Below are 24,409 nucleotides of genomic sequence, written 5' to 3'. Positions count from 1 at the left end.
TTCTATGCGTCTTAATGATATTATTGTAGACGCATAGAGCACAATTTGTCTCCGTAGCTCAGTGGATAGAGCACGCGCCTTCTAAGCGTGTGGTCGGGAGTTCGAATCTCTCCGGGGACGCCAATTTTAAACGATAACACCTAAATTAGGGTGTTTTTTTTATGTTTTCCAAAAAAGTTCACATATAATAAAATCTACACGATAAAATGAGTTTAACAATAGGATTTTATGTGAAAATTTAGTACAATTATACAAGAACTTTATATGGAGGGGCATATGAAAGTAGAAAAGAAACACATTATTGGATTTTTTGGATTATTAGTTTTTTGCTTAGGTTGTGGTGTTGGATATTTTCAAGGTGTATCCAAGAAACCAGTGGAACAAGAGCCCCCAAAGATTATAAAAAAGAAGCCGGATCAATTTAAGGTTTCAAAGTTTGTAAAGCGTGAAAAACAAGATGATGTAGAGATTGAGGAAGGCAATCATTTTGTGGAGAATGTTCGTAGTGAAGAAACACCGATTCCCTTTGATACGATAGAAAAAAATGATGATGGACTTAATAAAGGCGAAACGGTAATTGAACAAGAGGGACAACTGGGTCTTAAGCGTACTGTTTATAAAGAACTCTATAAAAATAATGATTTAATTGACTCAACAATGGAATATACCGAAGTGGTTTACCAACCCGTAGATGAAATTACACGGGTTGGCATTAAAGAGGTTGTTGTGAATCATGAGTACATTAATAAAGAGGAATCGCTCTTAATGTTTCAACGTGTGAATCAGATTCGAAGTGAACATCAGTTAGAACCTTTAAAGTGGTCGGAATCCTTATTTGAATACGCTGGGATTCGTGCAGTGGATTTAGAACAAAGTTTTGAACATCGACGACCCGATGGAAGCTCATGGGATAGTTTAAATCCACAGTTGATTTTTGCTGAAAACTTGGCAAAACGGGCATTTTCAGTTGATAGTGCCATCAGTGGATTTATGGAATCACCAAGTCATCGTGCAAACATTTTAGATGATTTTAAATCGGGTGCTTGTGCTCTTTATAAAGCATCTGATGGAAATTGGTATTGGGTGCAATTGTTTGGATATTGAAACGGTCTTGTTTGAAATGGAAACAAAGGTTATTATAGATGAGGTATGTGGAGGTAAAGCATGGGACGTATAAAATATTATTTTAGAAGGTTAAAAGCATTGGATTATAAAAACATGTGGCGAATTGCAGGTATAATTCACCAGGAAACAGGAAAATTTAGACTTGTGATTCTTCTTGATATGATTGGTTGTTCGTTTATCTATCAATCGGGTTATCTTGATTATTTTGAGTTTGAGTTTTATTTATTGAATCGTGCTGAACGAAAAACGTTTATCACAGGGGGAATCGCAAACTCAATTATAGTAAAGTATAATCAAAAAGAGTTTAGACATAAATTTGCGGATAAGTCAGAATTTAATAAAGTGTTCCGAGAATATATCGGGCGTGATTTTGTGGACTTACGAGAATCATCTGATGAATTAATTAAGGCTTTTTTAGAGGGGCATGATGTTGTGATGGCTAAGGTTACTGATAGTTTGATGGGATATGGTGTCGAACGATTTGTAACTTCTGAAATTCAGGATTTTGACTCCTTTAAAAAAGAACGTATGGAACGCCGTCAATTTTTAATTGAAGAGTATTTTGTTCAGCATGAAGCCATGTCATCCCTTTATCCAGAAAGTGTTAATACACTTCGCATGATTACGTTCTTTGACGGTAAAGATGTTCATGTGTTGGAAGGGGTCTTGAAAATTGGGAATGGTGGACATTTGGACAATTTTGGTGCGGGTGGTATGTATACCGTTTTGGATGATGGTGGTAAGGTGCTGTATCCAGCATTTGATAAAGATGCCGTTGCCTTTGATAAACATCCAATTACCGGTACTGATATTGTTGGTTTCCAAGTACCTCTTTACGACGAAATTGTTGAGATGCTAGATCGCGCAGCGCGTGAGGTTCCTCAGATTCAATATGTTGGTTGGGATGTTGCTGTGGGTCAAAAACGACCTTCACTCATTGAAGGAAATTACAATACCGGTGTATTCCAAATGAAACCAAGTTTAACGGGTTCAAAGGAAGGGCTGTTGCCAAAGTTCCGAAAAGTAATCGATATTTAAACCTCGACATTGTCGAGGTTTTTTTTGATTTTGTACCCTTTTAAAAGATAACGAAAACAAATGCGTTACTTTTGTTTTTTATCAAACAAAAGTGTGTTAAAATGAAACAGTATGAAAGGAAAAGTATGAACAACTATTATGAAACGTGCATGAACTCAATTCAAAGCCTTCTTGATGAAGGAAAAACACGTGAAGCACTTGTGCTTATCGATGAAGAATTGAGAATGCCTTATGTACCCGAACCATATTTTACGCAGTTTCAATCCATTCGTGATTCGATACGAATCGATACAAGCCCATCAAGTAAATACTATGAAGATATTGAGGACTTAGAGGAAGCATTACGTGGAAATGAACTTTTACAACAAAAGGCCATTATTTCTTTGGAACGTATGAACCTACGTAATGAACTCCCTCATATAAAAAAATGGCTTGCAGATGAGTACATCGAAGATTGGATCAAAAAACAAATATTATTTTTCTTGATTGATCAGTCGATTGATTTGAAATTGAATTTAAAGTTAAAAATGACGGAGCAGGTGGTTGATACATCTCAATTGGAAAATCCATTTGAATCAGAAGCGTATCAAGCATGTGTATTACAGTTGGGTGATATGCTTGAGTCTGAAAACCCGAGTTTATTAATTCTTTGTCTTGGTGCTTTGGAACAACGCGTCCTCGATGCATTCCCAGTGTCAATTGATGAATTAAAAGCAGAGGAAATATTGGATACAGTGAACACTTATTTGTATAAAGTATAAAGAATGCAATCCCCACTCATTTCGGTTAAAATAGAGTGGTGGTAAGTTTTTAGCACTCGTGTGTTGACTGTGCTAAAAGTTATGTTATAATAGTGAAGTACTAGGAGGACAAACATGAAATCTACATGGACATTAAATGAAAACTCAACAGGATTATTAACTGTTGAAGTTGAAGAAAAAGCTTGGAAAAAAGCACAAGATAAAACTTTAGAAAATGCAATTAAAAACGTTGAAATTCAAGGGTTCCGAAAAGGACAAGCACCTAAAGAATTAGCTCGTAAACAAGTAAACGAACAAATGATTATGATGGATGCAGTTAATGCCATCGCTAATGAAGCATTTGTTGCAGGTATGGTTGAACAAAAAATTGAACCTGTTGCAACACCTGAATTAGACATCGAAGCAATGACTGAAGATGCATTAACATTGAAATTTATCGTTACTGTTAAACCAGAAGTTGAATTAGGTGAATATAAAGGTCTTGATATCAAACGTAAACGAATTACTGTTTCTGCAAAAGATATCGAAGCTGAGCTTGAAAAATTACAAGCAGAACAAGCAGAATTACAACTTAAAGACGGTGCGGTTGAAAACGGCGATACAGTTGTAATGGATTTTGAAGGATTTAAAGACGGCGTTGCATTTGAGGGTGGAAAAGGTGAGAACTATACATTAGAAATTGGTTCAAACTCATTTATTCCAGGTTTCGAAGAAGCAATGATCGGTATGGTTTCAGAAGATGAAAAAGATTTAGATATCACTTTCCCAGAAGAATACCATGTAGAAGAACTTGCTGGTCAACCAGTTGTCTTCAAAGTTAAATTACACGAAGTAAAAACTAAAGTGTTACCAGAATTAAACGATGAGTTTGTTGAATTGTTAGATGATGAAGAAATTACATCATTAGATGCACTTAAAGATTCAATTAAGAAAAATCTAAAAGCACAACGTGAACAAGCAGAAGAAGATCGCGTAAATGAAGAACTTGTGGAAACAATTTCAAATAATGCAAAAATTGATATTCCTGCAGCAATGATTGAAGAAGAGTTAAACCAAATGTTTAATGAATTCAACCAACGTCTTGCACAACAAGGTATGAACTTCGATCTTTACTCACAAATTCTAGGACAATCAGAAGAAGATGTTAAAGAACAAATGCGTGAAGATGCAGAAAAACGTGTACGTACTCGCTTAACACTTGAAAAAATTGCTGAAGTTGAAGGATTAAAAGTAGAAGACGAAGAAATTGAAAAAGAATTTACAACAATTTCTGAAGTATACGGTATGGAACTTGACCAAGTTAAAAACTTAGTTTCACCTGATGCTATCGGATACGATATCTTATTACGAAAAGCGATGGAGCTAGTACAAGAAACTCTTGCTTAATTAAAAGACGCTTAGCGTCTTTTTTATCCTTAAAGGAGGGATTGCTATGAGCGAAAAAAATATAACAATAAGCGTTCCTGTTGTTGCAACGCGCGGTGTTATTGTGTTTCCAGAACAAGAAATTATGATTGAAGTTGGCCGTCACAAGAGCATGAATGCTATTGACGAAGCAGAAAAGTTCTTTAATGGACAAGTCGTGCTTGTAAGTCAAAAAGACATTCTTGTGGATGATCCGCGTCAAGATGAACTTTTTGAGTATGGTTCACTTGTTAATATTAAAGCCGTAAAACGTAAACAAGGATTTTTACGTGTTACATTTACAGGATTAAAACGTGTTAAAATCGACACATTAAACGATGATGGACGCATGCTTTTCGGTGCAGTAACATCTTTAGATGATATTATTGGCGAAGAAAACGAAGAGATGGCATTAGTTCGTCGTATTACGAATGAAATTGAACAGGTTTCTGTTCAAAATATAACAATCCCTACTGAGATTGTTAATCAATTAACGATGGGCGTGTCTGCCTCACAATTGAGTGATCAATTTGCTCAATACTTCCCACTTCAACTTGAACGCAAGCAGGAATTGCTGGAAGAATTAAGTGTAAACGAACGTCTTCTAATGATTATCGAAGAGATTCAACGCGAGCATACGCTTGCTCAGATTGAAAACACGATTAACGAAAAGGTTAAAGATCGTGTTGAAGAAAACCAACGTGAATATTACTTACGTGAAAAAATGCGCGCAATTCGTGAAGAATTGGGTGATGTCAGTGATATTGGCGAGGATAGCGATGAATTCCGTGAAATGATCGAGAACAATCCTTATCCAGAATATGTTAAAGAAAAAGCGATGGAGGAATTGCGTCGTTATGAAATGTTACCACAAGCCTCAGGTGAGTCGGGTGTTGTTCGTTCATATCTAGAATGGCTATTAAAAACACCATGGTGGCAACAAACGGAAGATATTAAAGATTTAAATCTTGTGCGTGAAAAACTTGATGATGACCACTTCGGTTTGGATAAAGTTAAAGATCGTATTATGGAGTATCTTGCGGTTAAAGAAATGACCGGGAATTTAGAAGCTCCAATCATCTGTCTAGTGGGGCCTCCAGGGGTTGGTAAAACGTCACTTGCGAAATCAATTGCGGATTCACTTGGTCGTGAATTTGTAAAAGCATCTGTAGGTGGTGTGCGTGATGAAGCGGAAATTCGTGGTCACCGTCGTACTTATCTTGGATCATTACCAGGACGTATTATTCAGGGAATGAAAAAAGCGGGTGTTGTGAATCCAGTGTTCTTAATTGATGAGATTGATAAAATGGCCTCAGATTATAAGGGCGATCCTTCAAGTGCGATGCTTGAAGTGTTGGATCCTGAACAAAACAAAATGTTTAGCGATAACTACTTAGAAGAACCTTATGATTTATCGAATGTTATGTTCGTAGCGACTGCAAACTACTTAGGGGATATTCCTGAAGCGTTACGTGATCGTTTAGAAATTATTCAACTTAGTTCATACACTGAAGAAGAAAAACTTAATATAGCGAAAGAACATTTAATACCAAAACAATTGAAATCAAACGGACTTAAAAAATCTCAATTCCGTATGAGTGATGCACAATTACGATATGTAATTCGTCACTACACACGCGAAGCAGGGGTTCGCCAATTAGAGCGTGTCATTGCGTCGTTATGTCGAAAAACGGTTCTTGCAATCCTCAAAGATGGTAAGAAAACAATCACAATCAATAAAGACCTAATTACAGAGTGGTTAGGACAAATTATTTTCGAATATGGCCAAAAAGAGAAGAAAGATCAAGTTGGTGTTGTAACAGGTCTTGCTTATACTCAATTTGGTGGTGATGTACTTCCAATTGAAGTAACAACGTACGAAGGTAAGGGTCGACTTGTGGTTACGGGACAATTGGGTGATGTAATGAAGGAGTCGGCAGAAATTGCAATGGGATATGTTAAGAGTCATGCTCGCAGCTTGAATATTGCTCCGGATTTCTTTGAAAAACATGATGTCCAAGTTCACGTACCAGAAGGTGCTGTTCCAAAAGATGGTCCTTCGGCAGGTGTAACCTTTACGACGGCATTAATCAGTGCTTTAACTGAAAATAAAGTGCGTGCAAACCTTGCGATGACTGGTGAAATTACATTGCGCGGTAATGTCTTGCCAATTGGTGGTTTAAAAGAGAAATCCCTAGCGGCACATCGTGTAGGCATTAACCGAATTGTCATTCCAAAACTCAATGAAAAAGACTTAGCAGAAGTTCCAGATGTTGTTAAGGAAAGTGTAACATTTATTCCATGCGAAACCATTGATGAAGTGTTGAAAGAAGCGCTTATTTAATGGCGTGGAAGACAAATGATGCGCAGTTGATTATCTCAGCTGCGCATTCGTCTCAATTTCCTGAGACGGGACAAAAAGAAATTGTTATGGTAGGTAAATCAAATGTAGGGAAATCTTCGTTGATAAATGCGATAACAAACCGTAAGAAGTTAGCTTATGTTGGACAAACACCTGGGAAAACCCGTTTAATAAACTTCTATCATATTAACGATGAAGTTATTTTAACGGACGTACCAGGTTATGGTTTCGCAAATCGTTCCAAACAAGAGCAAATCCATTATGGGACGTTGATGGATAGTTACTTTGAATTACGTCATCCATCCGTCATGCTTGTCCTTGTGGATGTTCGTCGTGGTGTAAGCCAAGATGACCTAATGATGATTGAGTTTGCGATTCATTACGGAATTCGTTATGCTCTTGTTTTATCAAAAGTCGATAAATTATCAAAGAACAAGATCAATAACATAAAGCGTGATGTCTTTAAGGAATTCCCGGATGTTACGGTACTTGAGTTTTCATCATTAAAAAATGAAACGCGTGAACCAATCATTAAATTTATTGAACAAAATATTTAACAATATTAACTGCAATGCGATGTCAATGACATCGCGATGGAACACATGAGAGGGACGAAAATGAAAAAACTATTTTGGAAAATTAAGTATTATTTTAAACGTCTTTTTAGTATGGATTTTTCTGGATTTAAAAATGCTATCCAATATGCACATGAAAAGAGTGGGCGTTCTCGTATCGTGTTATTTTTTGATATGGTTTGGTGTTCATTTAAATATACTGCGGGCTATGTTGATTACAATGAGTTTGAATTCTATGATTTGAACAGTAAGCAACGGGAAACCTTTATTACACTCGGTCATTCTGCAAGGATTGCTAAGTACTATAATGATCCTGAATATCTCGATATTTTTGATGATAAATCAATTTTTGTGAAGCGTTTTAGTGATTTTGTTCACCGTGATACCTTTGATATTCGTGAAAGCGACGCAAAAGGGCTTGAAGCCTTTGTTCGTAAACACGGAAAAGTCATGGCAAAACGTACAACGGATTACGTTGGTCGTGGTATTGAGGTTGTTGATGTGAATGAAAATCCGGATCTTGATTTTGAAGAACTTTATGTAGCATTGATGGATAACCGTCAATATCTTATTGAAGAGTTCTTTAAACAACATCCTAAAATGAATGAATTATCACCTACGAGTGTTAATACGCTGCGCGTCATTACATTTTTAGATGATGAGAATGTTCCTCGAATTTTAGTATCGGTATTAAAATCGGGATTAGGAAGCCACGTTGATAATATCGGTCAGGGCGGTATGTATACCATTCTTGATGATACGGGAACCGTTGTTTACCCATTTATCGACAAAAACTGTAATCAACATACAAAGCATCCAATTACTGGAACTGATTTGATTGGTTTTCAAGTGCCCCATTATGAACAACTGATTTCGAGCATTAAAGAAGCGTGTCTTGTGATTCCACAAGTTCGCTATATGGGTTGGGATGTTGCGGTTGGTGTTGATGGTCCTGAAATTATTGAAGGCAATTCATCGACTGGTCCATTCCAAGTGATTCCAAGTATGTCTGATGAAAAAGTCGGTGTTAAGCCGATCTATGATCAATACATTAAAACGTATTAAAGAGCGAAAGCTCTTTTTTTTTATCTGCTCAGGTCTAATTGACGGGTAAGTTTCTATGTGATAAAATAAGATAAATCGTTGAACAAGAAGAGTAACTTATGGATTGAGCTAAGAGAGTTGTTGGTTGGTGCGAAACAATCTGATGCATGAGTGAAGGTAGCTTGGGAGATTGATGTCTGAACGTTAAGTAAGATGTTACGTAGCCCGCGTTAACGGCAAGAAGGCATACGCATGTATGTAAATTAAGGTGGTACCACGATTCATCGTCCTTTGGATGGTGTTTTTTTTATTTTTTAAGGAGGAATTATGAAGGCTAAGACAGATTTAGTACTTGAAACGGAGCGGTTAATTCTTCGTCCGGTCGTTCTTGAAGATGCCGATGATATGTATCTCTATGCACGGACGTATCAAGTAACACGTATGACACGATTTAAGCCTCATCAAAATGTCGAGGATACGAAGCAGGTAATTAAGAATGTCTTTTTATCCAGACCTCAAAAGGGTTGGCCGGAAGCGTTTGCGATTACTTTAAAAAATAATGGCCGAATGATTGGTACGTGTGATTTTTGGCCAATCAGTGAATCGGAAGGTGTGTACGAGATGGGTTATGCATTAAATCCGCGTTTTTGGGGATTAGGTCTGATGACTGAAGCGGCAACTGCGGTTTTAGATTTCGCATTTAACACATATGATGTACGTCGTATGGAATTGAAACATTTAAAGTGTAATCCCGCGTCGGGTGCTGTCGCACGAAAAATAGGTTTTATTGAAGAAGGAATCAAACGTCAAGCGGCGAAGTTCGAAGACGGCTATGATGATATTGTATGTTATGGACTACTCAAGGAGGAATATGATGACCGAGAAACTGGCAAAGAAGTATGCTCACAACGAAGTTGAATTAAATAAATACAATGAATGGATTGAAAAGGGTTATTTTACCGCAGGAGATACCTCAAAGGCGCCTTATTCATTGGTAATTCCACCCCCAAATGTTACAGGTAAATTACATTTAGGGCACGCATGGGATAATACATTACAAGATATTATTATTCGTTATCAGCGATTGCTGGGTAAGGACGCACTTTATTTACCTGGTATGGATCATGCAGGGATTGCGACTCAGGCTAAAGTTGAGCAAAAAATGCGTGAACAAGGCATTTCACGATATGATCTTGGGCGCGAGGCTTTTTTAGATAAATCGTGGGAATGGAAAGAAGAATATGCGGGTCATATTCGCGAACAATGGTCTAAACTGGGGATTTCAGTTGATTATTCGCGTGAACGATTTACACTTGATGAAGGTTTAAACCAAGCAGTTAATAAAGTTTTTGTGGATTTATATCGTGATGGTCTAATTTTTCAAGGTTATCGCATTATAAACTGGGATGTTGAAGCACAAACTGCGCTTTCAAATATTGAAGTGATTCATAAAGAAGTCGAAGGGAATTTCTACACATTTGACTATACTGTTGTTGAAACAGGGGAACAATTGAAAGTTTCCACAACACGTCCTGAGACGATGTTTGGGGATGTTTGTATTGTTGTCCATCCGGATGATTCTCGTTACACTCATGTTGTCGGTATGCATGCGATTAACCCTGCCAATGGGGAATCTTTACCGATTATTACCGATGATTACATCGATATCGAATTTGGTACGGGTGTCATGAAATGTACACCGGCTCATGATCCTAATGACTTTGTTATTGGTGAAAAATATGGTCTTGAAATGCCAATTTGTATGAATCCTGATGGCACGATGAATGATCTTGCAGGGAAATACCAAGGTATGGAACGTTTTGAATGTCGTAAGGCTTTAGTAGCGGATATTGAAGCAGCTGGTAAACTTGCTTCAATCGAGAAACATGTACACCAAGTTGGACACTCAGAACGTACGGATGTTATTGTGGAACCATATCTTTCAAAACAATGGTTTGTTAAGATGAAGCCCTTAGCGGATGAAGTTCTTGCACACCAACAAGGTGATGATAAAATTAATTTTTACCCGGAACGCTTTGAAAATACGTTCACACGCTGGTTGGATAATATTGAAGATTGGTGTATATCGCGTCAATTATGGTGGGGTCACCGTATACCCGCATGGTTCCACAATGAAACTGAAGAGATTTATGTAGGACTTGAAGCACCGGAAGATATTGAAAATTGGCATCAAGATGAAGATGTTTTAGATACATGGTTCTCGAGTGCATTATGGCCGTTTTCAACGCTTGGATGGCCAGAGAACACAGAAGATTTGGAACGTTATTATCCAACGAATGTCTTAGTAACCGGATATGATATTATCTTCTTCTGGGTCGCACGTATGGCTTTCCAAGCCCGTTATTTTACGAATTCAAGACCATTCGAAGATGTCTTAATTCATGGTTTAATTCGTGATCAAGATGGCCGTAAGATGAGTAAGTCATTGGGTAATGGTGTTGATCCAATGGACGTGATTGAAACGTATGGTGTTGATGCCTTGCGTTATTTCCTCACAACAAATTCAACACCGGGTCAAGATATGCGCTATATGCCAGAAAAAGTAGAATCTTCTTGGAATTTTATTAATAAAATTTGGAATGCATCCCGTTTTGTATTAATGCATATAGAAGACGGCGTTTATGAACTCGAGAAAGCTACATTATCACAAGTTGATCGTCATATTATCGATAAGTTTAATCAAACACTTGAAGAAGTATCACGAAATATGGATAAATATGAATTTGCGCTCGTAGGAAATACCTTAACACGTTTTGTTTGGGATGATTTCTGCAGCTGGTATATTGAATTGAGTAAGAGCGGATTACAAAGTGATGTGGCTGATGTTGTGTACGCAACCAAGGCAACGCTCTCACATATGCTTAAAAACATTGTCATCCTCTTACATCCTTTTATGCCATTTGTTACTGAAGAAATATATTGTGCATTACCGAATCATTTAGATTCGATTAACTTGGAATCATGGCCAGTTGCACTGGACATTGAATCAACAGATCTTGAAGAAGTTGACTTTATGATTGAAGCAATTCAAGCAGTTCGTGAGGTTCGTGTAAGTTATGATGTGAAACCTTCGAAACCACTAAACGTTGCGGTTCTCGATGCAAATAATGGCGTGTACGCTTTTAATCCAGTACTTACACGTATGTTTGAATCGATGGCTAAGGTTACTATAACCTCATTACCTGAAGGCAGTATTACCCAACCAATTCATGGTGGTGCAATCTGTTTCGTACAAGAAGAGCTTGTTGATCGTGAAGCGTTGGTTGCGAAACTTCAAAAAGAGCAACAAAAACTTGAAAGTGAAATTACTCGTGCAGAGAAAATGCTTTCAAATGAAAAATTTATTGCGAAAGCGCCAGAATCAAAAGTATTAGAAGAACGCGCTAAACTTGATGAATATCGTCGTCAACTATCATTGGTTTTAGAACAATTACAATAATTAAAAGGACCCTCGAGGTCCTTTTAATTTGCTTAAATTACGAATGTACGTGTATAATCGAACTTAGAAGGATAGGTTATGAATATGAAATTAGATAAAACAACATTCTCGATTATTGAATTTAACGAAGAGGTGAGCTACCTTGAAACGAAAGCTGAAGAAGGATTGATGCTTGAAAGCTATGATGGAATTGGCTACCATTTCAAGGCAAGTGAGCCAGCCAAATTAAACTTCGAAGTGGCGTATACAATAGAACCGATGCACGACAACCTTATGGACTTGTATCTGAATCAAGGATTTATTTTAATTTGCGATTACAGGAGTGAAAAAGGAGGAACTTATTATTATTTCGCAAGACCACGTTCAAACCAACCCATAGAATCGTTTAATGAGGACCGCGTTGAGGTCATAAAAATGATGATCCACCGCATTGAACGGTTTACAGGGATTGTAATTGGGGCGTTGCTTGTATTTTTCATCTATTTGTATTTAAATTATCGCAATAATCTTTATTTCATTATTATTGGTGCTGGTGGCGTTTTGGGTATCTATACGTACCAACTTCGTCGTAAAGCTAAAGCGGTACTTGAAGAAATTAGTAAATAATACTGGTAAATCAAGTAAAAATTTACTAAAATCAAGATAGAGGTACAAACTAAATAAAAAGGAGGAAATTATGGCTACCATTAAAGATATCGCATTGAAGGCACACGTCAGTCAGGCAACCGTTTCTCGGATCTTAAATGAGGATCCAACATTAAGTGTCAAAGATGAAACCCGTGACGAAGTGTTTCGTGTTGCGAAAGAATTGAATTACCGGATTAAGAAAAAGAATAAAAAAGCAGATGTATTGATGGTTGGTATTGTTCAATGGATTTCAAGTAATGAAGAGGAAGAGGATCCCTACTACTACTCACTCCGTATGAGTGTTGAGAATTTCTGTATCAGTCATAAAATTCAAATAAAGCGTTATTATAAAGAGAATATGGTTGATGTGTTTTTGGAAGATGATCTGGATGGATTAGTCTGTGTTGGTAAGTTCTCACACCAACAAGCAAATGATTTGGAACGGCATTGTCCTGCGATTGTATTTGTGGATTCAAATCCTGATTCGCACAAATATTCTGCTGTTGTACATGATCTTGAAGGGGCTACTGCAGCTGCAATCAACCATCTTAAAGCGATGGGACACACACGTATTGGCTATATTGGAGGTCGTGAGTATTTAGGGGCTACGAAGATTGAATATGTTGATCGACGCGAAAGTACATTTAATGAGTTGATGCAAAAGGATCCTGAATTGGATTTTAATAAAGCGAATGTTTACTTGGGGAAATATACAGCTCAAACGGGATATGCAAGTGTGATTGAAGCATTAAAGCATGAAGTTGTACCTACAGCTTTTGTTTGTGCAAGCGACACGATTGCAATGGGTGCATTACGAGCTTTAGGGGAAATGAAAGAATCAATACCGCACCAAATATCCATCGTCGGGTATAACGATATTGCCAGTGCTAAGTTCTTTAATCCGCCCCTTACAACGGTTGCGTTGGATACAAAATACATGGGTGAGTTGGCAGCGCAATTGTTGACATTGATGATTAGCTCTAAGAGTTTTATCCCGGTTAAGGTTGTCTGTTCCACGAAGCTGGTGGTTAGAGAAACTGTATTTTCAGTAAAAACTTTACTGTAAGCGTTGACATAAGCGCTTACATGGGTTATTATGACCTTGCTAGTGGTAAAACATTTACTAGAATTTAGTACAGGAGGAAGTACAGATGAAGAAATTGAGTAAATTGATTTTAGTATCATTGTTAGCGCTTACTTTATTCGGATGCTCATCCAAGGGTGGAGCAGAAGGAAATGCTAATGAAGGTGGAAAGACTTACAACATCGGAGTTGCAATCTATAAATTCGATGATAACTTCATGACACTATATCGTGAAGAACTTGCATCATACTTTAAAGAAGTAGGGGAAAAAGACGGAAACACTTACAAACTTGACATTCAAGATGGTAAGCAAGACCAAGCAAACCAAACAGAGCAAATTAATAACTTTATTGCTCAAGGTAAAGATTTAATCATCGCAAACATGGTTGACCCTACAGCAGCAGGATCAATTATCAATTCGGCAAAAGCAAAAGACATTCCAGTTGTATTCATTAACCGTGAACCAGAAACACAAGAATTAGAAATCTGGCCAGGAAAAACAACATATGTTGGTGCTGATGCAACACAATCCGGAACAATCCAAGGATATATGATCGCAAACCTTGAAAATAAAGGTGATATCGATGGTGATGGCGTTGTAAGTTACATTACTTTAATGGGTGACCCTGCAAACGTTGATGCAAAACAACGTACAGAGTTCTCAGTTAAAGGTCTTGAAGAAAAAGGCGTTAAAACAAGTGCTTTAGCTCAACCTTACCAAGCGAACTGGGATACAGCTAAAGGTCAAGAATTTACAGCAAACGCATTAGAACAATTTGGAAATAAATTAGAAGTTGTATTTGCAAATAATGACGGTATGGCAGTTGGTGCTGTTACAGCAATCGAAGCAGCTGGACGTAAAGTTGGTGAAGATATCTTCGTAGTTGGAGTTGATGCAATTCCAGATGCGATCGAACTTCTAAAAGGTGGTAAGTTAACAGGTACAGTTCTTAATGACCACTTTAACCAATCACACACAGCAGTTGATGTAGCACTTGAATTATTGCAAGGAAAAGATGTTTCAGCTTACTACTGGCATGATTATGTTGGAGTAACAAAACCTGAAGAAGCAGAACTTAAACGTGCAGAAGCTCGTAAAGAAACTGTAGAAGAAGCAGTAAAACGTTACGCAGAACGTGACGCTCAATAATTTAAAAATACGTTAATGTTTAATCTCAAGTGTGCTTAACGGCACACTTGAATATTTATAAGGATAGGAAGGTGACCGACATGAGCGAATACATCCTAGAAATGAAAGATATTAATAAAACATTCCCTGGGGTTAAAGCATTAGACCATGTCAATTTACGATTAAAACCGGGTACAGTTCATGCACTTATGGGTGAAAATGGAGCTGGGAAATCAACGTTGATGAAATGTTTATATGGAATCTATCATAGAGATTCAGGGTCCGTAATCTTTAATGGTAATGAGGTTGAATTTAAAGATGCAAAGGAAGCCATTGATTCAGGAATTTCAATGATTCATCAAGAATTACAACCAATTCGTATGATGACTGTTGGGGAAAATATTTTCTTAGGAAATTACCCAATGACCAAATTTAATACGGTCGATCATAAGAAAATGTATCATGAAACGAAACGTTTATTAGAAGAAGTTGGATTGGATGTGGAGCCAACAACGTTACTTAATGAATTAACCGTTTCACAAATGCAGTCAATTGAAATTGCAAAGGCAATTTCGCATAACGCTAAGGTTGTAATTATGGATGAACCAACATCATCACTAACTGCTACAGAAGTGGAGAAACTGTTTGCAATTATTGATAAACTCACCAAAAAAGGCATCGCAATTGTTTATATTTCTCACAAAATGGATGAAATATTAAGAATTTCGGATGAAATAACAATCATGCGGGATGGTTGTTATGTTGGCACATGGCCAGCAAGTGAAATGACGAATGATTCAATTATTAAAAATATGGTTGGTCGTGAGTTGAAAAGTTTATTCCCTCCAAAGACAAACAAACCGACTGATGAAGTTGTCTTACGTGTTGAGAATTTAACGTCACCAAATCCATTGTCATTTAAAGAGTGTTATTTTGAATTAAAACGTGGTGAAATCTTGGGGGTAGGGGGCCTTGTAGGCGCTCAACGTACCGAACTTATGGAAGCGATCTATGGTATGCGCGCAATTGATCATGGGATTGTAAAATTAGGGGATAAACAACTTGTTGTGAATCGTCCTCAAGATGCAATCCGTAATGGAATCGCGCTGGTTACGGAAGACCGACGCGGGAACGGTATCTTTGGTGTTTTATCCGTATCGGATAACGTTGCCATCGCATCGATTGATCAGTATATTCATAAAGGTCTTTTGGATGATAAAAAAATAAGCGAAGTTGTTGATCGCAGTATTGATCGCCTAAACATTAAAACTGCAAGCAAGAAAACGCATATTGAAAATCTATCTGGAGGAAACCAACAAAAAGTAATTCTATCGCGTTGGTTAGCCAATAATCCTGACATTCTAATTTTAGATGAACCAACACGTGGTATTGATGTTGGTGCGAAGTTTGAGATTTACCAAATCATTAATGAGTTAGCTGCTGAAGGTAAGAGCATCATCATGATTTCTTCAGAGATGGCGGAACTTTTAGGGGTCTCAGATCGTATTATGGTAATGTGTGAGGGTCGTGTTTCAGGCTTTTTAGATAAAGAAGAAGCAACACAAGAAAGTGTTATGACGCTTGCAACGAAGTTTATGGAATAAGGGAGAAAAATTATGACAACGCATTTATTTGAAAAAAAAGATAAAAAATTCGATCTTAAAGATTTTTTAACAAATTACTCTATGTATATCGTGGTTGCGGTTATGATTCTGTTTACAGGTATTACACAAGATAACTTCTTTACCGTCGGAAACGTTTCCAACATTCTTGCGAATACATCAGTACGCTTTATTATCGCTTTAGGGGTTTCAGGTACATTAATTATTCGAGGAACTGATTTATCGGCAGGACGTATCGTGGGATTATCCGCATTGATTACCGGAACACTTGTTCAAAAGCCGGACTTTATTGGTAAATTCTTTCCAAATGTTCCAGATATGCCTTTAATTGTACCATTACTGATTGTATTGGTTGTATGTACGGTATTTGGGATTATCAATGGTCTCATTGTTGCTTATCTTAATGTTCCACCGTTTCTAGCAACATTGGGTACACAAATTATGATCTATGGGATCAATATGCTTTACGGTCAAAATAAACCGATTGGTACGTTTAAAGATGAGTTTATCCAAATTGGTCAAGGTAAAATTTTTGGCGCCATTCCATACTTAACGATTATCGCAATTTTTGTTGGGATCTTAATGTGGATCTTATTTAATAAGACAAAACATGGTAAATATATGTATGCGATCGGTGGTAATGAAAATGCAGCTGAAGTATCAGGTGTGAACGTTCGCCGTTCTAAAGTACGTATCTTTGCACTCGCAGGGTTCTTATATGGATTAGCTGGCTACTTACTCTCTGCTAAAACTGGATCTGTTGGACCATCAGCAGGACAAGGTTATGAACTTGAAGCGATTGCATCAGCAACAATCGGGGGTGTTTCAACAGCTGGGGGACAAGGTACAGTACCGGGAATCTTACTTGGGGTATTTGTATTTGAACTCTTAAAAGTTTGTCTTTCATACTTAGGTGTATCACCTGATATGACAAACGTAATTCAAGGTATTGTTATTATTATTGCCGTTGCACTTGATATCCGTAAAACGACACGTAAAAAATAATTATGGAAAAACAACTTGCACAACAATTTGAGACCGTATTTGGTGTAAATCATGAATTTGAATTTTTTGCACCAGGTCGTATTAATTTAATTGGGGAACATATTGACTACAGCGGCGGTTCAGTATTTCCTTGCGCGATTACATACGGTACTTATGCGCTTGTTCGTAAGCGCAACGATAAACAACTCAATCTTTATTCAGCCAATTTTGAGAATTTAGGCATTATCACTTCGGAAGTCGATCAACTTGTTTATGATGAAAAAGATGATTGGGCCAACTATCCCAAAGGTGTGATCAAAATGTTTGAGTTGGAAGGTCATGTATGTGACTTTGGCCTCGATATTCTCTATTATGGAAATATTCCAAATGGAGCGGGTCTTTCAAGCTCAGCTTCGATTGAAGTTCTAACAGCTTGGATTGTCAATAAACTGTTTCATTTCAATGAAGATATGATTACATGTGTTAAATTATCACAGAAAGCAGAAAATCAATTTATTGGTGTAAACTGCGGTATTATGGATCAATTTGCTGTGGGGATGGGCCAGAAAGATCATGCAATTTTATTAAATACGAATACGCTTGCTTATGAATATGTTCCTGTTGAACTGGGGAATGCATCCATCGTCATTGCGAATACAAATAAACGTCGTGGATTAGCGGATTCTGCTTATAATGAACGCAGAGCTCAATGCGAAAAAGCGCTTGCTATTCTTAAAGAGGAATATAATATTGAACACCTCTGTGATCTCTCCTTGGATCAATTGATAGCAAAAGAATCTCTATTTGAAGACAAACTTGTATATCGTCGTGCTTATCATGCTGTAAGTGAAAATGAACGAACTCAGCGTGCTTCAGAAGTTCTTAAATCAGGGGATATTCATGCTTTCGGAATGCTCATGAACGAAAGTCATCAATCGCTTCGTGATGATTATGAGGTTACTGGAATTGAACTTGATACCCTTGTGGAAAGTGCATGGGGTCAAACAGGTACCATTGGTGCACGCGTCACAGGAGCTGGTTTTGGAGGCTGTGCGATTGCGATTGTTGAGAATCAACACGTTGATGCATTCATTCAAAATGTCGGCACAGAATATGCTGAAAAAATTGGTTATGACGCAACATTCTACGTTGCGTCCGTTGGTGAAGGCACACATCAAATTAAATAATTGAAAAGGATGTGGCCTCACATCCTTTTCAACATTCATAAAGGGGAAACAGTATGTTAAATGTGAAACAGGTGATGACACACCAAGAAAACGTCAAAGAAATTACATTAAAAACTGAAGAAGCCGAGGTAAAAATTTTAACTTTGGGTGGAACCATTACATCATTTAAATTGACGGATGATCTTAATGTGGTAACGTCATTTATGAATTATGAAGATTATCTCAATAATTCTGTTTACTTAGGGTCGTGTATTGGTCCTTTAGCAGGAAGAACACGTGATGGAGTGATTCATTCAGATGAAACCACTTTGAATCTAAGTCAAAATAATGGTAAAGCGCATTTACATGGTGGTTATGAAGGCTTATCTACTCGTAATTTAACCATTAAAAGTCTTTATGATGATGACGAACCGATTGTAGTACTTGAAGGGGATTTTAATCATGAACGTGATGGTTATCCAGGTAATGTACGTTATGAGATTATTTATCGTTTAGATGGTTCATCATTGTCGGTCAGCTATACTGCAACGCCTTCATGTTCAATGCCTTTAAATCTTACGAATCATATGTATTTTGATTTATTGGGCCATGGTGATTTATCACAGCATCATCTTCTTGTTGACGCGGATTGCGTTGCTTATCTTGATGAGGATTTATGTACGGATGGTACATTGATTGATGTAACGGATACAGTCTTTGATTTACGAGATAACCCATCGCTTGAATCTGTTTTACAAGGCTACCATCCACAATTTCAAAATACACGACATCTAGACCACAATTATCAATTAATCGGTGATAAACGCGTTATATTGTCCGCTATGAACAAATCATTACTTATTGAAACATCGTGCCCGGCGGTTCAAATTTATTTTGCGAATTATTTCGATGAAAGTTTTAAGAACGGTCACGGTCAATTTGCCTTGAATCACTCAGCCATCGCCATTGAACCGGAATATTTACCAGGAAGTTGTGTTCCTTGGTTTTCAGAAGAAAATCCATATCAAGAAATCACGACGTATACCCTTAAGAAATAAGAGAAGACGAAAGTCTTCTCTTTTCATTGATGGGTGACATTTACATAAAGGAATTACCCTTACAATTGTAGATGTAAAAATTGTCATCAAAAGGTGTTCCTTTTTTAATCATGGAGATACAATCATACACTAGATTCTAAGCGAGATATGATAAGATAAAGGAAGAAAAGAGTGATAGTGTGAAAATAGTTCATTTAGCAGATTTACATATTGGAAGAAGGCTTAATGATTTGAGTCTTCTTGATGATCAACGGTATGTTTTAAATCAAATTATTGAGGCATTCGATACCATCAAACCGCATGTTTTGATTATTGCGGGGGATGTTTACGATAAAGCAAATCCTAGTTCAGAAGCATTTGAAGTTTGGAATGATTTTTTGACGCAGTTAGCGCAACAAAGTATTCATGTTTTAATTATTTCAGGGAATCATGATTCTCAAGAACGGCTGGGTGTGGGGCGTGCTCTTTTTGAAGAACACGATATTTATTTAGCGTCTCATTATACAGGTGCGATTTCGTCGGTAACACTCCACGACGATTTCGGACCCGTTCATTTTTATCTGTTTCCTTATATAAAACCGTCCATGGTGCGCAATTACCATCCGGAGTTTACGGGGAATACATTCCAGGAGGCATTTGAATTTATTTTCCAAGATTTAAAGATAAATCAAGATGAGCGAAACGTCGCGATTGCGCATCAATTTGTAATTGGAAATGGTATGACGCCAATCTTATCCGACTCTGAAATCGGACCCTCTGTAGGTGGGTTGGATGCAATAGATGCATCTTTATTTAAAGCATTTGATTATGTAGCGTTAGGTCATATTCATCGACCTCAGGCAATTGGTCGTGAAACCATTCGATACGCCGGCTCACCGCTAAAGTATTCATTCTCAGAATGCATGCATTCGAAACAATTACCCATCATCGACCTTAATAACGATGTATCCCTTTCGTTTATAGATATTAAACCCCTTCGGGATGTACGTTTGATAAAGGGGCCTTTAGAAAAACTTTATGAAATCGGAAAGGTTGAAGGAAGTGAAGATTATATTCATGCGGTGTTGACGGATGATATTATTCAAGGTGATGCGCTTCATAAATTAAGAAGTGTTTATCCAAACCTTGTGAGTTTGGATTTTGATAATACACGTACATCGACGGAAACTTCACTAGAACGTGCGACAACAATCTTAGAACAAAAACCTTTTGATCTTTTTAATACCTTTTTCACTGCACTCAATGGTCGTGATTTTAATCAGGAAGAATCAGATCTTGTGAAAGCAGTTATCGATGAAATTCAGGAGGAAATCTTATGAAACCGATACTTCTTTCGATGCGAGCATTCGGTCCGTATTTTGAAGAAACGACCGTAGACTTTACACAGTTTCACGAAGGTTTATTTTTAGTGACTGGCGATACAGGTGCAGGAAAAACCACTATTTTTGATGCCATATCTTTCGCGCTTTATGATGTAGCCAGTGGGAGCCAACGTCAATCAGAATCACTTCGAAGTGATTTCGCGGATCCCTCTGTTGAAACGTACGTTTCGTTAACCTTTAGTCATAGAAATGAGACTTATCGCATTATTCGAAAACCTCGCTATGAGCGTTTAAAAGCGCGTGGAGAAGGCACAACCGTGCAGAATGCAACGGTACAACTTTATCTTCCAAATGGTCAAGAAATGGACGACATGAAAGCGGTGAATGCGAAGATTGTTGAAATTATTGGTTTGGATGCACAACAATTCAAACAAGTAGTCATGATTGCGCAAGGAGAGTTTTTAGAACTTCTAAATGCATCAAGTACGAAACGTTCCGAAATTTTTCGGACACTTTTTGATACGGAATTCTATCTTAAACTTCAAGAAAAATTAAAACAGAAAAATCTCAATCTAAAACGGGAATTGGAACATACAAAACATGAAGTGCAAAGTGTGTTAGATGGACTTCCAGATTCCATCGAAACGATTGAATATACCGGATTTAATCTTGACGATGTTAAGGATGATTTGGAACACAAACAGGCGATAATGATAAAGCAACGCGCATCACAGCTTGAAACACAACAAAATTTCTCGATTAAACGGGATGTCCTTCTGGAATCAATTAAATCGTGGCAGTCGCATCAGCAAATCTTGAATTCTATTAAAGATAAAGAAATCGAAGCAGCTCAGTTGTATAAGCAAAAATCAGACTTTGAGGTCTTACGAAAAAATTTTGAAACTGAAACACTCATTGTGAACCACTTGATGCCGGTACATCACGCGCTTAAAGCTAATGAGGCAAAAATAGCGGCGCTAAATCTTCGTTACCAAGAAATTTGTGCCAAACTAAATACAGTTCAAAAAGAGTTCCAAGAAATTGAAGAACGTTATCTTCAACGAAATATACGTTTGGAACAGCTCGAACTCTTAAAACAACAAAAAACGATGTACACTAAAATGCTACCTCAATATAAGGCCTTGCAGACAGCTAACGATGCATACAAACAGGTAACAAGTGACCTTGATGCATTGAGTCAAAAAGAAAAGACGATGCTTAAACAGATTGAAAATAAAGAAACGTTGAACTCATCGATTTCATTGCTTATTGAACAAAAAAATGAACTTGAAAAACTCATTTTAATCCGATTGCATGAACTTGATACAGATTGCCAGCAATTAGAACTTAAACAAAAACACATTCATGACTTTGATCAAAAAAATATTTTTACAAGTCAATGGGAAAAGGCGTCTGCTGAATACCGTGAAAAAGAACATGTTTATTTGCAAGCAAGAGATCAACTTGTGAAACAAGAACTGCGCTATTACCAGGAACAAGCGGGTATGCTAGCACAAAATCTTGAAGAAGGATCCCCTTGTCCGGTCTGTGGTTCCTATGATCATCCAAACCCAGCCCAGGTTGTGGAATCGGTTCTAACTTATGATGAACTTCAAGTATTAAAAAACGAGGTTCAAAAGAAGCAAGAAGGGTGCCAAAAGCAGGCGTTGGTTTGTAATAATCTCAAATCAAAAATTGAAAACATATCAAAAGAAATTGGACCTATTGATGAGATAGCGCTACGCGAGGATTATCAATTGCATCGAGAACGGATTGATGCGAAGCGAGCCCTAATTGATGAACACAAACGTAACCTAGAAACCCAAACTTCACAACTAAATGCACTCCAACAACAGCATCAAAATTTAGATAGTCTCAACAATGACTTAGAGAAACTGAAAGAGACCCAACATCAAATTCAAATGCGTAAAGTTTCGCTTGAAGCACAAATAAATATGATTCAAGCTGAATTAGAGTTCGAAAGTATCACGATATTGTCAGAGAAAATCGATCATTTAGATGTGCAAATTATAAGCGCGGAAGCCAAGGAACGTCACGAGTTGGAACGATATCAAGCGACCGCTCGTCTTCTTGAACAGATCGGAACTCAACGAATTGAGACGTCAAAACAACTTGAAACAGAACGTGATGAATGTTCGGAAAAACAACATCAGTTAGAAAAACTCAGTAAAAAATATGCCATTAACCTTGAATCGGTTGACTGGAGTACGCTCAACGAAACACGTCTTAATGAGCAGGCGCAACAACTGAAAGATTATGACCATCGAATCATTCAACTGAGTTCTGAGATTAATCAGTTAAAAGCTCAATCGAAGGAAACACCGAAACAGAGCTTAGAACACTTAAGCGAAGAAAAGGATGACGTTGAGAAAACATTGGCCAATCTTAATACATCGATACAAGAGGTTTCAACCCATACTGCGAGCTTGGCAATGGTATTGAAGCGATTGGAAGTCATTCAAAAAAACAGTGCAACGCTGGAACGACAAGGTGCATTATTGGATGGCCTTTCGAAAACTGCGAACGGTGATTTAAGTGGTAAACAAAAAATCGCACTTGAACATTATGTTCAATCAGCATATTTTGATTACATTGTGGAAGAAGCAAACAAACGGTTTACGCCAATGACTTCAAATCGATATGTTCTTTTAAGACAAGAAAAAGCTGAAAGACTTAACACAAAGTCGGGCTTAGATTTGGATGTTTATGATCAATACACGGGTAAGATACGCTCTGTTAAGTCTTTATCGGGAGGAGAGTCCTTTAAAGCATCGTTATCACTTGCTTTAGGATTATCAGATGTAGTACAACGGTTTTCAGGTTCAGTTCGTGTCGATGCTCTCTTTATTGATGAAGGGTTTGGAACATTGGATGATACCTCACTCCAACAAGCCATGAAATCATTAACGGACCTTGCAGGCACTGCGGAATATGTCGGTATCATTTCTCATGTACCGGAGTTGAAAACACTAATAGAACAACAAATTATGATCACGAAGACAGAAAAAGGCAGCACAATTAAGACACGTGTGCTTTAAGCCACCTGTCTTTTTTATTGACAAATTCTAGAGATTAGGATAATATCTAAATGCGAAACATTTGCAACAACAGGAGGTAAACCATGAAACAAGATCGGTCAACTGCGCATCGGAATTTAAAATCACCCAACATTAAAACACGAAAACGCGCATTAAAAATAATCAAACAATTACGTAAAAAGGGGAAATAAACATGAAAAAAGAAATTCATCCAGAATATCGAAAAGTTGTCTTTATGGATATCAATACACAAGCTCAATTTATCATTGGTTCTACGATTCAAACAGATAAAACGATAACACTTGAAGATGGGCGTGTGATGCCACTTGTAAATCTTGATATATCGTCAACATCGCATCCATTTTATACCGGAAAACAACGAGAAACGCGTGTTGAAGGTCAAATTGCGAAATTTAATCGTAAGTTTAAATCACAACAATAAAAAAAGCCCTTTATCTAGATTGGAGTTGTCAAACAAAAGTAGACATTAATAAAAAACTAGAAACCCTTATCCATTTTATATTGGATAGGGGTTTTGTAATTTAAACAGTAAGCAGGTCTTTCAAAATTGAAATAATGTACATATTCT

Annotated in this window: 20 protein-coding genes, 1 tRNA gene and 1 other annotated feature; all 21 genes read left to right on the top strand. The window is 37.3% G+C overall.

What is annotated here, in order from left to right; genetic code table 11:
- Positions 1-47: 47 nt before the first annotated feature.
- The 21 genes from EPJ90_RS07770 to EPJ90_RS07670 all read left to right on the top strand — a co-directional run bounded on the left by EPJ90_RS07770 (position 48) and on the right by EPJ90_RS07670 (position 24,262).
- Positions 48-123: transfer RNA gene (locus tag EPJ90_RS07770), tRNA-Arg, on the top strand.
- A 153-nt stretch (positions 124-276) separates the two neighbouring features.
- Positions 277-1,104: a G5 domain-containing protein gene (locus EPJ90_RS07765; protein ID WP_200542928.1), complete on the top strand. Its 828-nt coding sequence runs from the start codon at positions 277-279 to the stop codon at positions 1,102-1,104.
- Positions 1,105-1,164: 60 nt separating this feature from the next.
- Positions 1,165-2,163, top strand: coding sequence for a sugar-transfer associated ATP-grasp domain-containing protein (locus EPJ90_RS07760; protein ID WP_161637470.1), 999 nt, complete (start codon positions 1,165-1,167; stop codon positions 2,161-2,163).
- A gap of 71 nt (positions 2,164-2,234) precedes the next feature.
- A complete protein-coding gene (locus EPJ90_RS07755; protein ID WP_331835837.1) occupies positions 2,235-2,924 on the top strand; it encodes a DUF3196 family protein in 690 nt (229 codons plus the stop codon).
- A 114-nt stretch (positions 2,925-3,038) separates the two neighbouring features.
- Positions 3,039-4,310 carry a trigger factor gene (gene tig / locus EPJ90_RS07750; RefSeq protein ID WP_125164321.1) on the top strand — a complete coding sequence of 424 codons (1,272 nt, stop codon included), beginning with the start codon at positions 3,039-3,041 and terminating at the stop codon, positions 4,308-4,310.
- 46 nt (positions 4,311-4,356) lie between these two features.
- Complete coding sequence (gene lon / locus EPJ90_RS07745; RefSeq protein WP_200542927.1) at positions 4,357-6,672, top strand: endopeptidase La; 2,316 nt, start codon at positions 4,357-4,359, stop codon at positions 6,670-6,672.
- Entirely contained in the window at positions 6,672-7,247 is a 576-nt protein-coding gene (gene yihA, locus EPJ90_RS07740) for a ribosome biogenesis GTP-binding protein YihA/YsxC (protein ID WP_125164323.1), read from the top strand. The genes lon and yihA overlap by 1 nt, the downstream gene beginning before the upstream one ends.
- Positions 7,248-7,307: 60 nt before the next feature.
- Positions 7,308-8,330 (top strand): sugar-transfer associated ATP-grasp domain-containing protein, encoded by a 1,023-nt coding sequence (locus tag EPJ90_RS07735; RefSeq protein ID WP_125164324.1) that lies wholly within the window; start codon positions 7,308-7,310, stop codon positions 8,328-8,330.
- Positions 8,331-8,399: 69 nt separating this feature from the next.
- Positions 8,400-8,604, top strand: a binding site (T-box leader).
- A 32-nt stretch (positions 8,605-8,636) separates the two neighbouring features.
- A complete protein-coding gene (locus tag EPJ90_RS07730) occupies positions 8,637-9,227 on the top strand; it encodes a GNAT family N-acetyltransferase (protein WP_161637474.1) in 591 nt (196 codons plus the stop codon).
- Positions 9,184-11,769: a valine--tRNA ligase gene (locus tag EPJ90_RS07725; protein WP_200542926.1), complete on the top strand. Its 2,586-nt coding sequence runs from the start codon at positions 9,184-9,186 to the stop codon at positions 11,767-11,769. Before EPJ90_RS07730 ends, EPJ90_RS07725 begins: the two co-directional genes overlap by 44 nt.
- A 78-nt stretch (positions 11,770-11,847) precedes the next feature.
- Positions 11,848-12,375 carry a DUF2812 domain-containing protein gene (locus EPJ90_RS07720; RefSeq protein ID WP_244660404.1) on the top strand — a complete coding sequence of 176 codons (528 nt, stop codon included), beginning with the start codon at positions 11,848-11,850 and terminating at the stop codon, positions 12,373-12,375.
- 70 nt (positions 12,376-12,445) lie between these two features.
- Positions 12,446-13,462, top strand: a complete 1,017-nt coding sequence (locus EPJ90_RS07715) for a LacI family DNA-binding transcriptional regulator (protein ID WP_161637476.1) — start codon at positions 12,446-12,448, stop codon at positions 13,460-13,462.
- A gap of 85 nt (positions 13,463-13,547) precedes the next feature.
- The gene (locus tag EPJ90_RS07710) at positions 13,548-14,630 is read left to right on the top strand and encodes a galactose ABC transporter substrate-binding protein (RefSeq protein ID WP_161637477.1); all 1,083 of its coding nucleotides are present in this window, start codon (positions 13,548-13,550) and stop codon (positions 14,628-14,630) included.
- Positions 14,631-14,710: 80 nt separating this feature from the next.
- The gene (locus EPJ90_RS07705) at positions 14,711-16,213 is read left to right on the top strand and encodes a sugar ABC transporter ATP-binding protein (RefSeq protein WP_161637478.1); all 1,503 of its coding nucleotides are present in this window, start codon (positions 14,711-14,713) and stop codon (positions 16,211-16,213) included.
- A gap of 12 nt (positions 16,214-16,225) precedes the next feature.
- On the top strand, positions 16,226-17,236 hold the full coding sequence (locus tag EPJ90_RS07700; protein ID WP_161637479.1) for a galactose/methyl galactoside ABC transporter permease MglC: 1,011 nt from the start codon (positions 16,226-16,228) through the stop codon (positions 17,234-17,236).
- A 2-nt stretch (positions 17,237-17,238) separates the two neighbouring features.
- Positions 17,239-18,402 (top strand): galactokinase, encoded by a 1,164-nt coding sequence (locus tag EPJ90_RS07695; RefSeq protein ID WP_125164329.1) that lies wholly within the window; start codon positions 17,239-17,241, stop codon positions 18,400-18,402.
- Between the two features lie 53 nt (positions 18,403-18,455).
- A complete protein-coding gene (locus EPJ90_RS07690) occupies positions 18,456-19,439 on the top strand; it encodes an aldose epimerase (RefSeq protein WP_200542925.1) in 984 nt (327 codons plus the stop codon).
- A gap of 179 nt (positions 19,440-19,618) precedes the next feature.
- Positions 19,619-20,758 carry an exonuclease SbcCD subunit D C-terminal domain-containing protein gene (locus EPJ90_RS08705; RefSeq protein WP_200542924.1) on the top strand — a complete coding sequence of 380 codons (1,140 nt, stop codon included), beginning with the start codon at positions 19,619-19,621 and terminating at the stop codon, positions 20,756-20,758.
- A complete protein-coding gene (locus EPJ90_RS07680; protein WP_200542923.1) occupies positions 20,755-23,820 on the top strand; it encodes an AAA family ATPase in 3,066 nt (1,021 codons plus the stop codon). The genes EPJ90_RS08705 and EPJ90_RS07680 overlap by 4 nt, the downstream gene beginning before the upstream one ends.
- Before the next feature lie 83 nt (positions 23,821-23,903).
- The gene (locus EPJ90_RS07675) at positions 23,904-24,011 is read left to right on the top strand and encodes a putative metal homeostasis protein (protein WP_125164333.1); all 108 of its coding nucleotides are present in this window, start codon (positions 23,904-23,906) and stop codon (positions 24,009-24,011) included.
- A 2-nt stretch (positions 24,012-24,013) separates the two neighbouring features.
- Positions 24,014-24,262, top strand: coding sequence for a type B 50S ribosomal protein L31 (locus tag EPJ90_RS07670; protein ID WP_125164334.1), 249 nt, complete (start codon positions 24,014-24,016; stop codon positions 24,260-24,262).
- Positions 24,263-24,409: the final 147 nt, after the last annotated feature.

It is taken from the genome of Erysipelothrix sp. strain 2 (EsS2-7-Brazil), from assembly GCF_016617655.1.
Classification (GTDB): domain Bacteria; phylum Bacillota_I; class Bacilli_A; order Erysipelotrichales; family Erysipelotrichaceae; genus Erysipelothrix; species Erysipelothrix piscisicarius.
Note: the sequence above shows the minus strand (reverse complement) of the source record. Positions and strands in the feature narration are given on the sequence as shown.

Excerpts from the sequence above, each read along its gene's own strand:
- EPJ90_RS07765 (WP_200542928.1), top strand. The coding sequence starts at position 277 with ATGAAAGTAGAAAAGAAACACATTATTGGATTTTTTGGATTATTAGTT.
- EPJ90_RS07760 (WP_161637470.1), top strand. The coding sequence starts at position 1,165 with ATGGGACGTATAAAATATTATTTTAGAAGGTTAAAAGCATTGGATTAT.
- tig (WP_125164321.1), top strand. The coding sequence starts at position 3,039 with ATGAAATCTACATGGACATTAAATGAAAACTCAACAGGATTATTAACT.
- lon (WP_200542927.1), top strand. The coding sequence starts at position 4,357 with ATGAGCGAAAAAAATATAACAATAAGCGTTCCTGTTGTTGCAACGCGC.
- yihA (WP_125164323.1), top strand. The coding sequence starts at position 6,672 with ATGGCGTGGAAGACAAATGATGCGCAGTTGATTATCTCAGCTGCGCAT.
- EPJ90_RS07735 (WP_125164324.1), top strand. The coding sequence starts at position 7,308 with ATGAAAAAACTATTTTGGAAAATTAAGTATTATTTTAAACGTCTTTTT.
- EPJ90_RS07730 (WP_161637474.1), top strand. The coding sequence starts at position 8,637 with ATGAAGGCTAAGACAGATTTAGTACTTGAAACGGAGCGGTTAATTCTT.
- EPJ90_RS07725 (WP_200542926.1), top strand. The coding sequence starts at position 9,184 with ATGACCGAGAAACTGGCAAAGAAGTATGCTCACAACGAAGTTGAATTA.
- EPJ90_RS07720 (WP_244660404.1), top strand. The coding sequence starts at position 11,848 with ATGAATATGAAATTAGATAAAACAACATTCTCGATTATTGAATTTAAC.
- EPJ90_RS07715 (WP_161637476.1), top strand. The coding sequence starts at position 12,446 with ATGGCTACCATTAAAGATATCGCATTGAAGGCACACGTCAGTCAGGCA.
- EPJ90_RS07710 (WP_161637477.1), top strand. The coding sequence starts at position 13,548 with ATGAAGAAATTGAGTAAATTGATTTTAGTATCATTGTTAGCGCTTACT.
- EPJ90_RS07705 (WP_161637478.1), top strand. The coding sequence starts at position 14,711 with ATGAGCGAATACATCCTAGAAATGAAAGATATTAATAAAACATTCCCT.
- EPJ90_RS07700 (WP_161637479.1), top strand. The coding sequence starts at position 16,226 with ATGACAACGCATTTATTTGAAAAAAAAGATAAAAAATTCGATCTTAAA.
- EPJ90_RS07695 (WP_125164329.1), top strand. The coding sequence starts at position 17,239 with ATGGAAAAACAACTTGCACAACAATTTGAGACCGTATTTGGTGTAAAT.
- EPJ90_RS07690 (WP_200542925.1), top strand. The coding sequence starts at position 18,456 with ATGTTAAATGTGAAACAGGTGATGACACACCAAGAAAACGTCAAAGAA.
- EPJ90_RS07680 (WP_200542923.1), top strand. The coding sequence starts at position 20,755 with ATGAAACCGATACTTCTTTCGATGCGAGCATTCGGTCCGTATTTTGAA.
- EPJ90_RS07675 (WP_125164333.1), top strand. The coding sequence starts at position 23,904 with ATGAAACAAGATCGGTCAACTGCGCATCGGAATTTAAAATCACCCAAC.
- EPJ90_RS07670 (WP_125164334.1), top strand. The coding sequence starts at position 24,014 with ATGAAAAAAGAAATTCATCCAGAATATCGAAAAGTTGTCTTTATGGAT.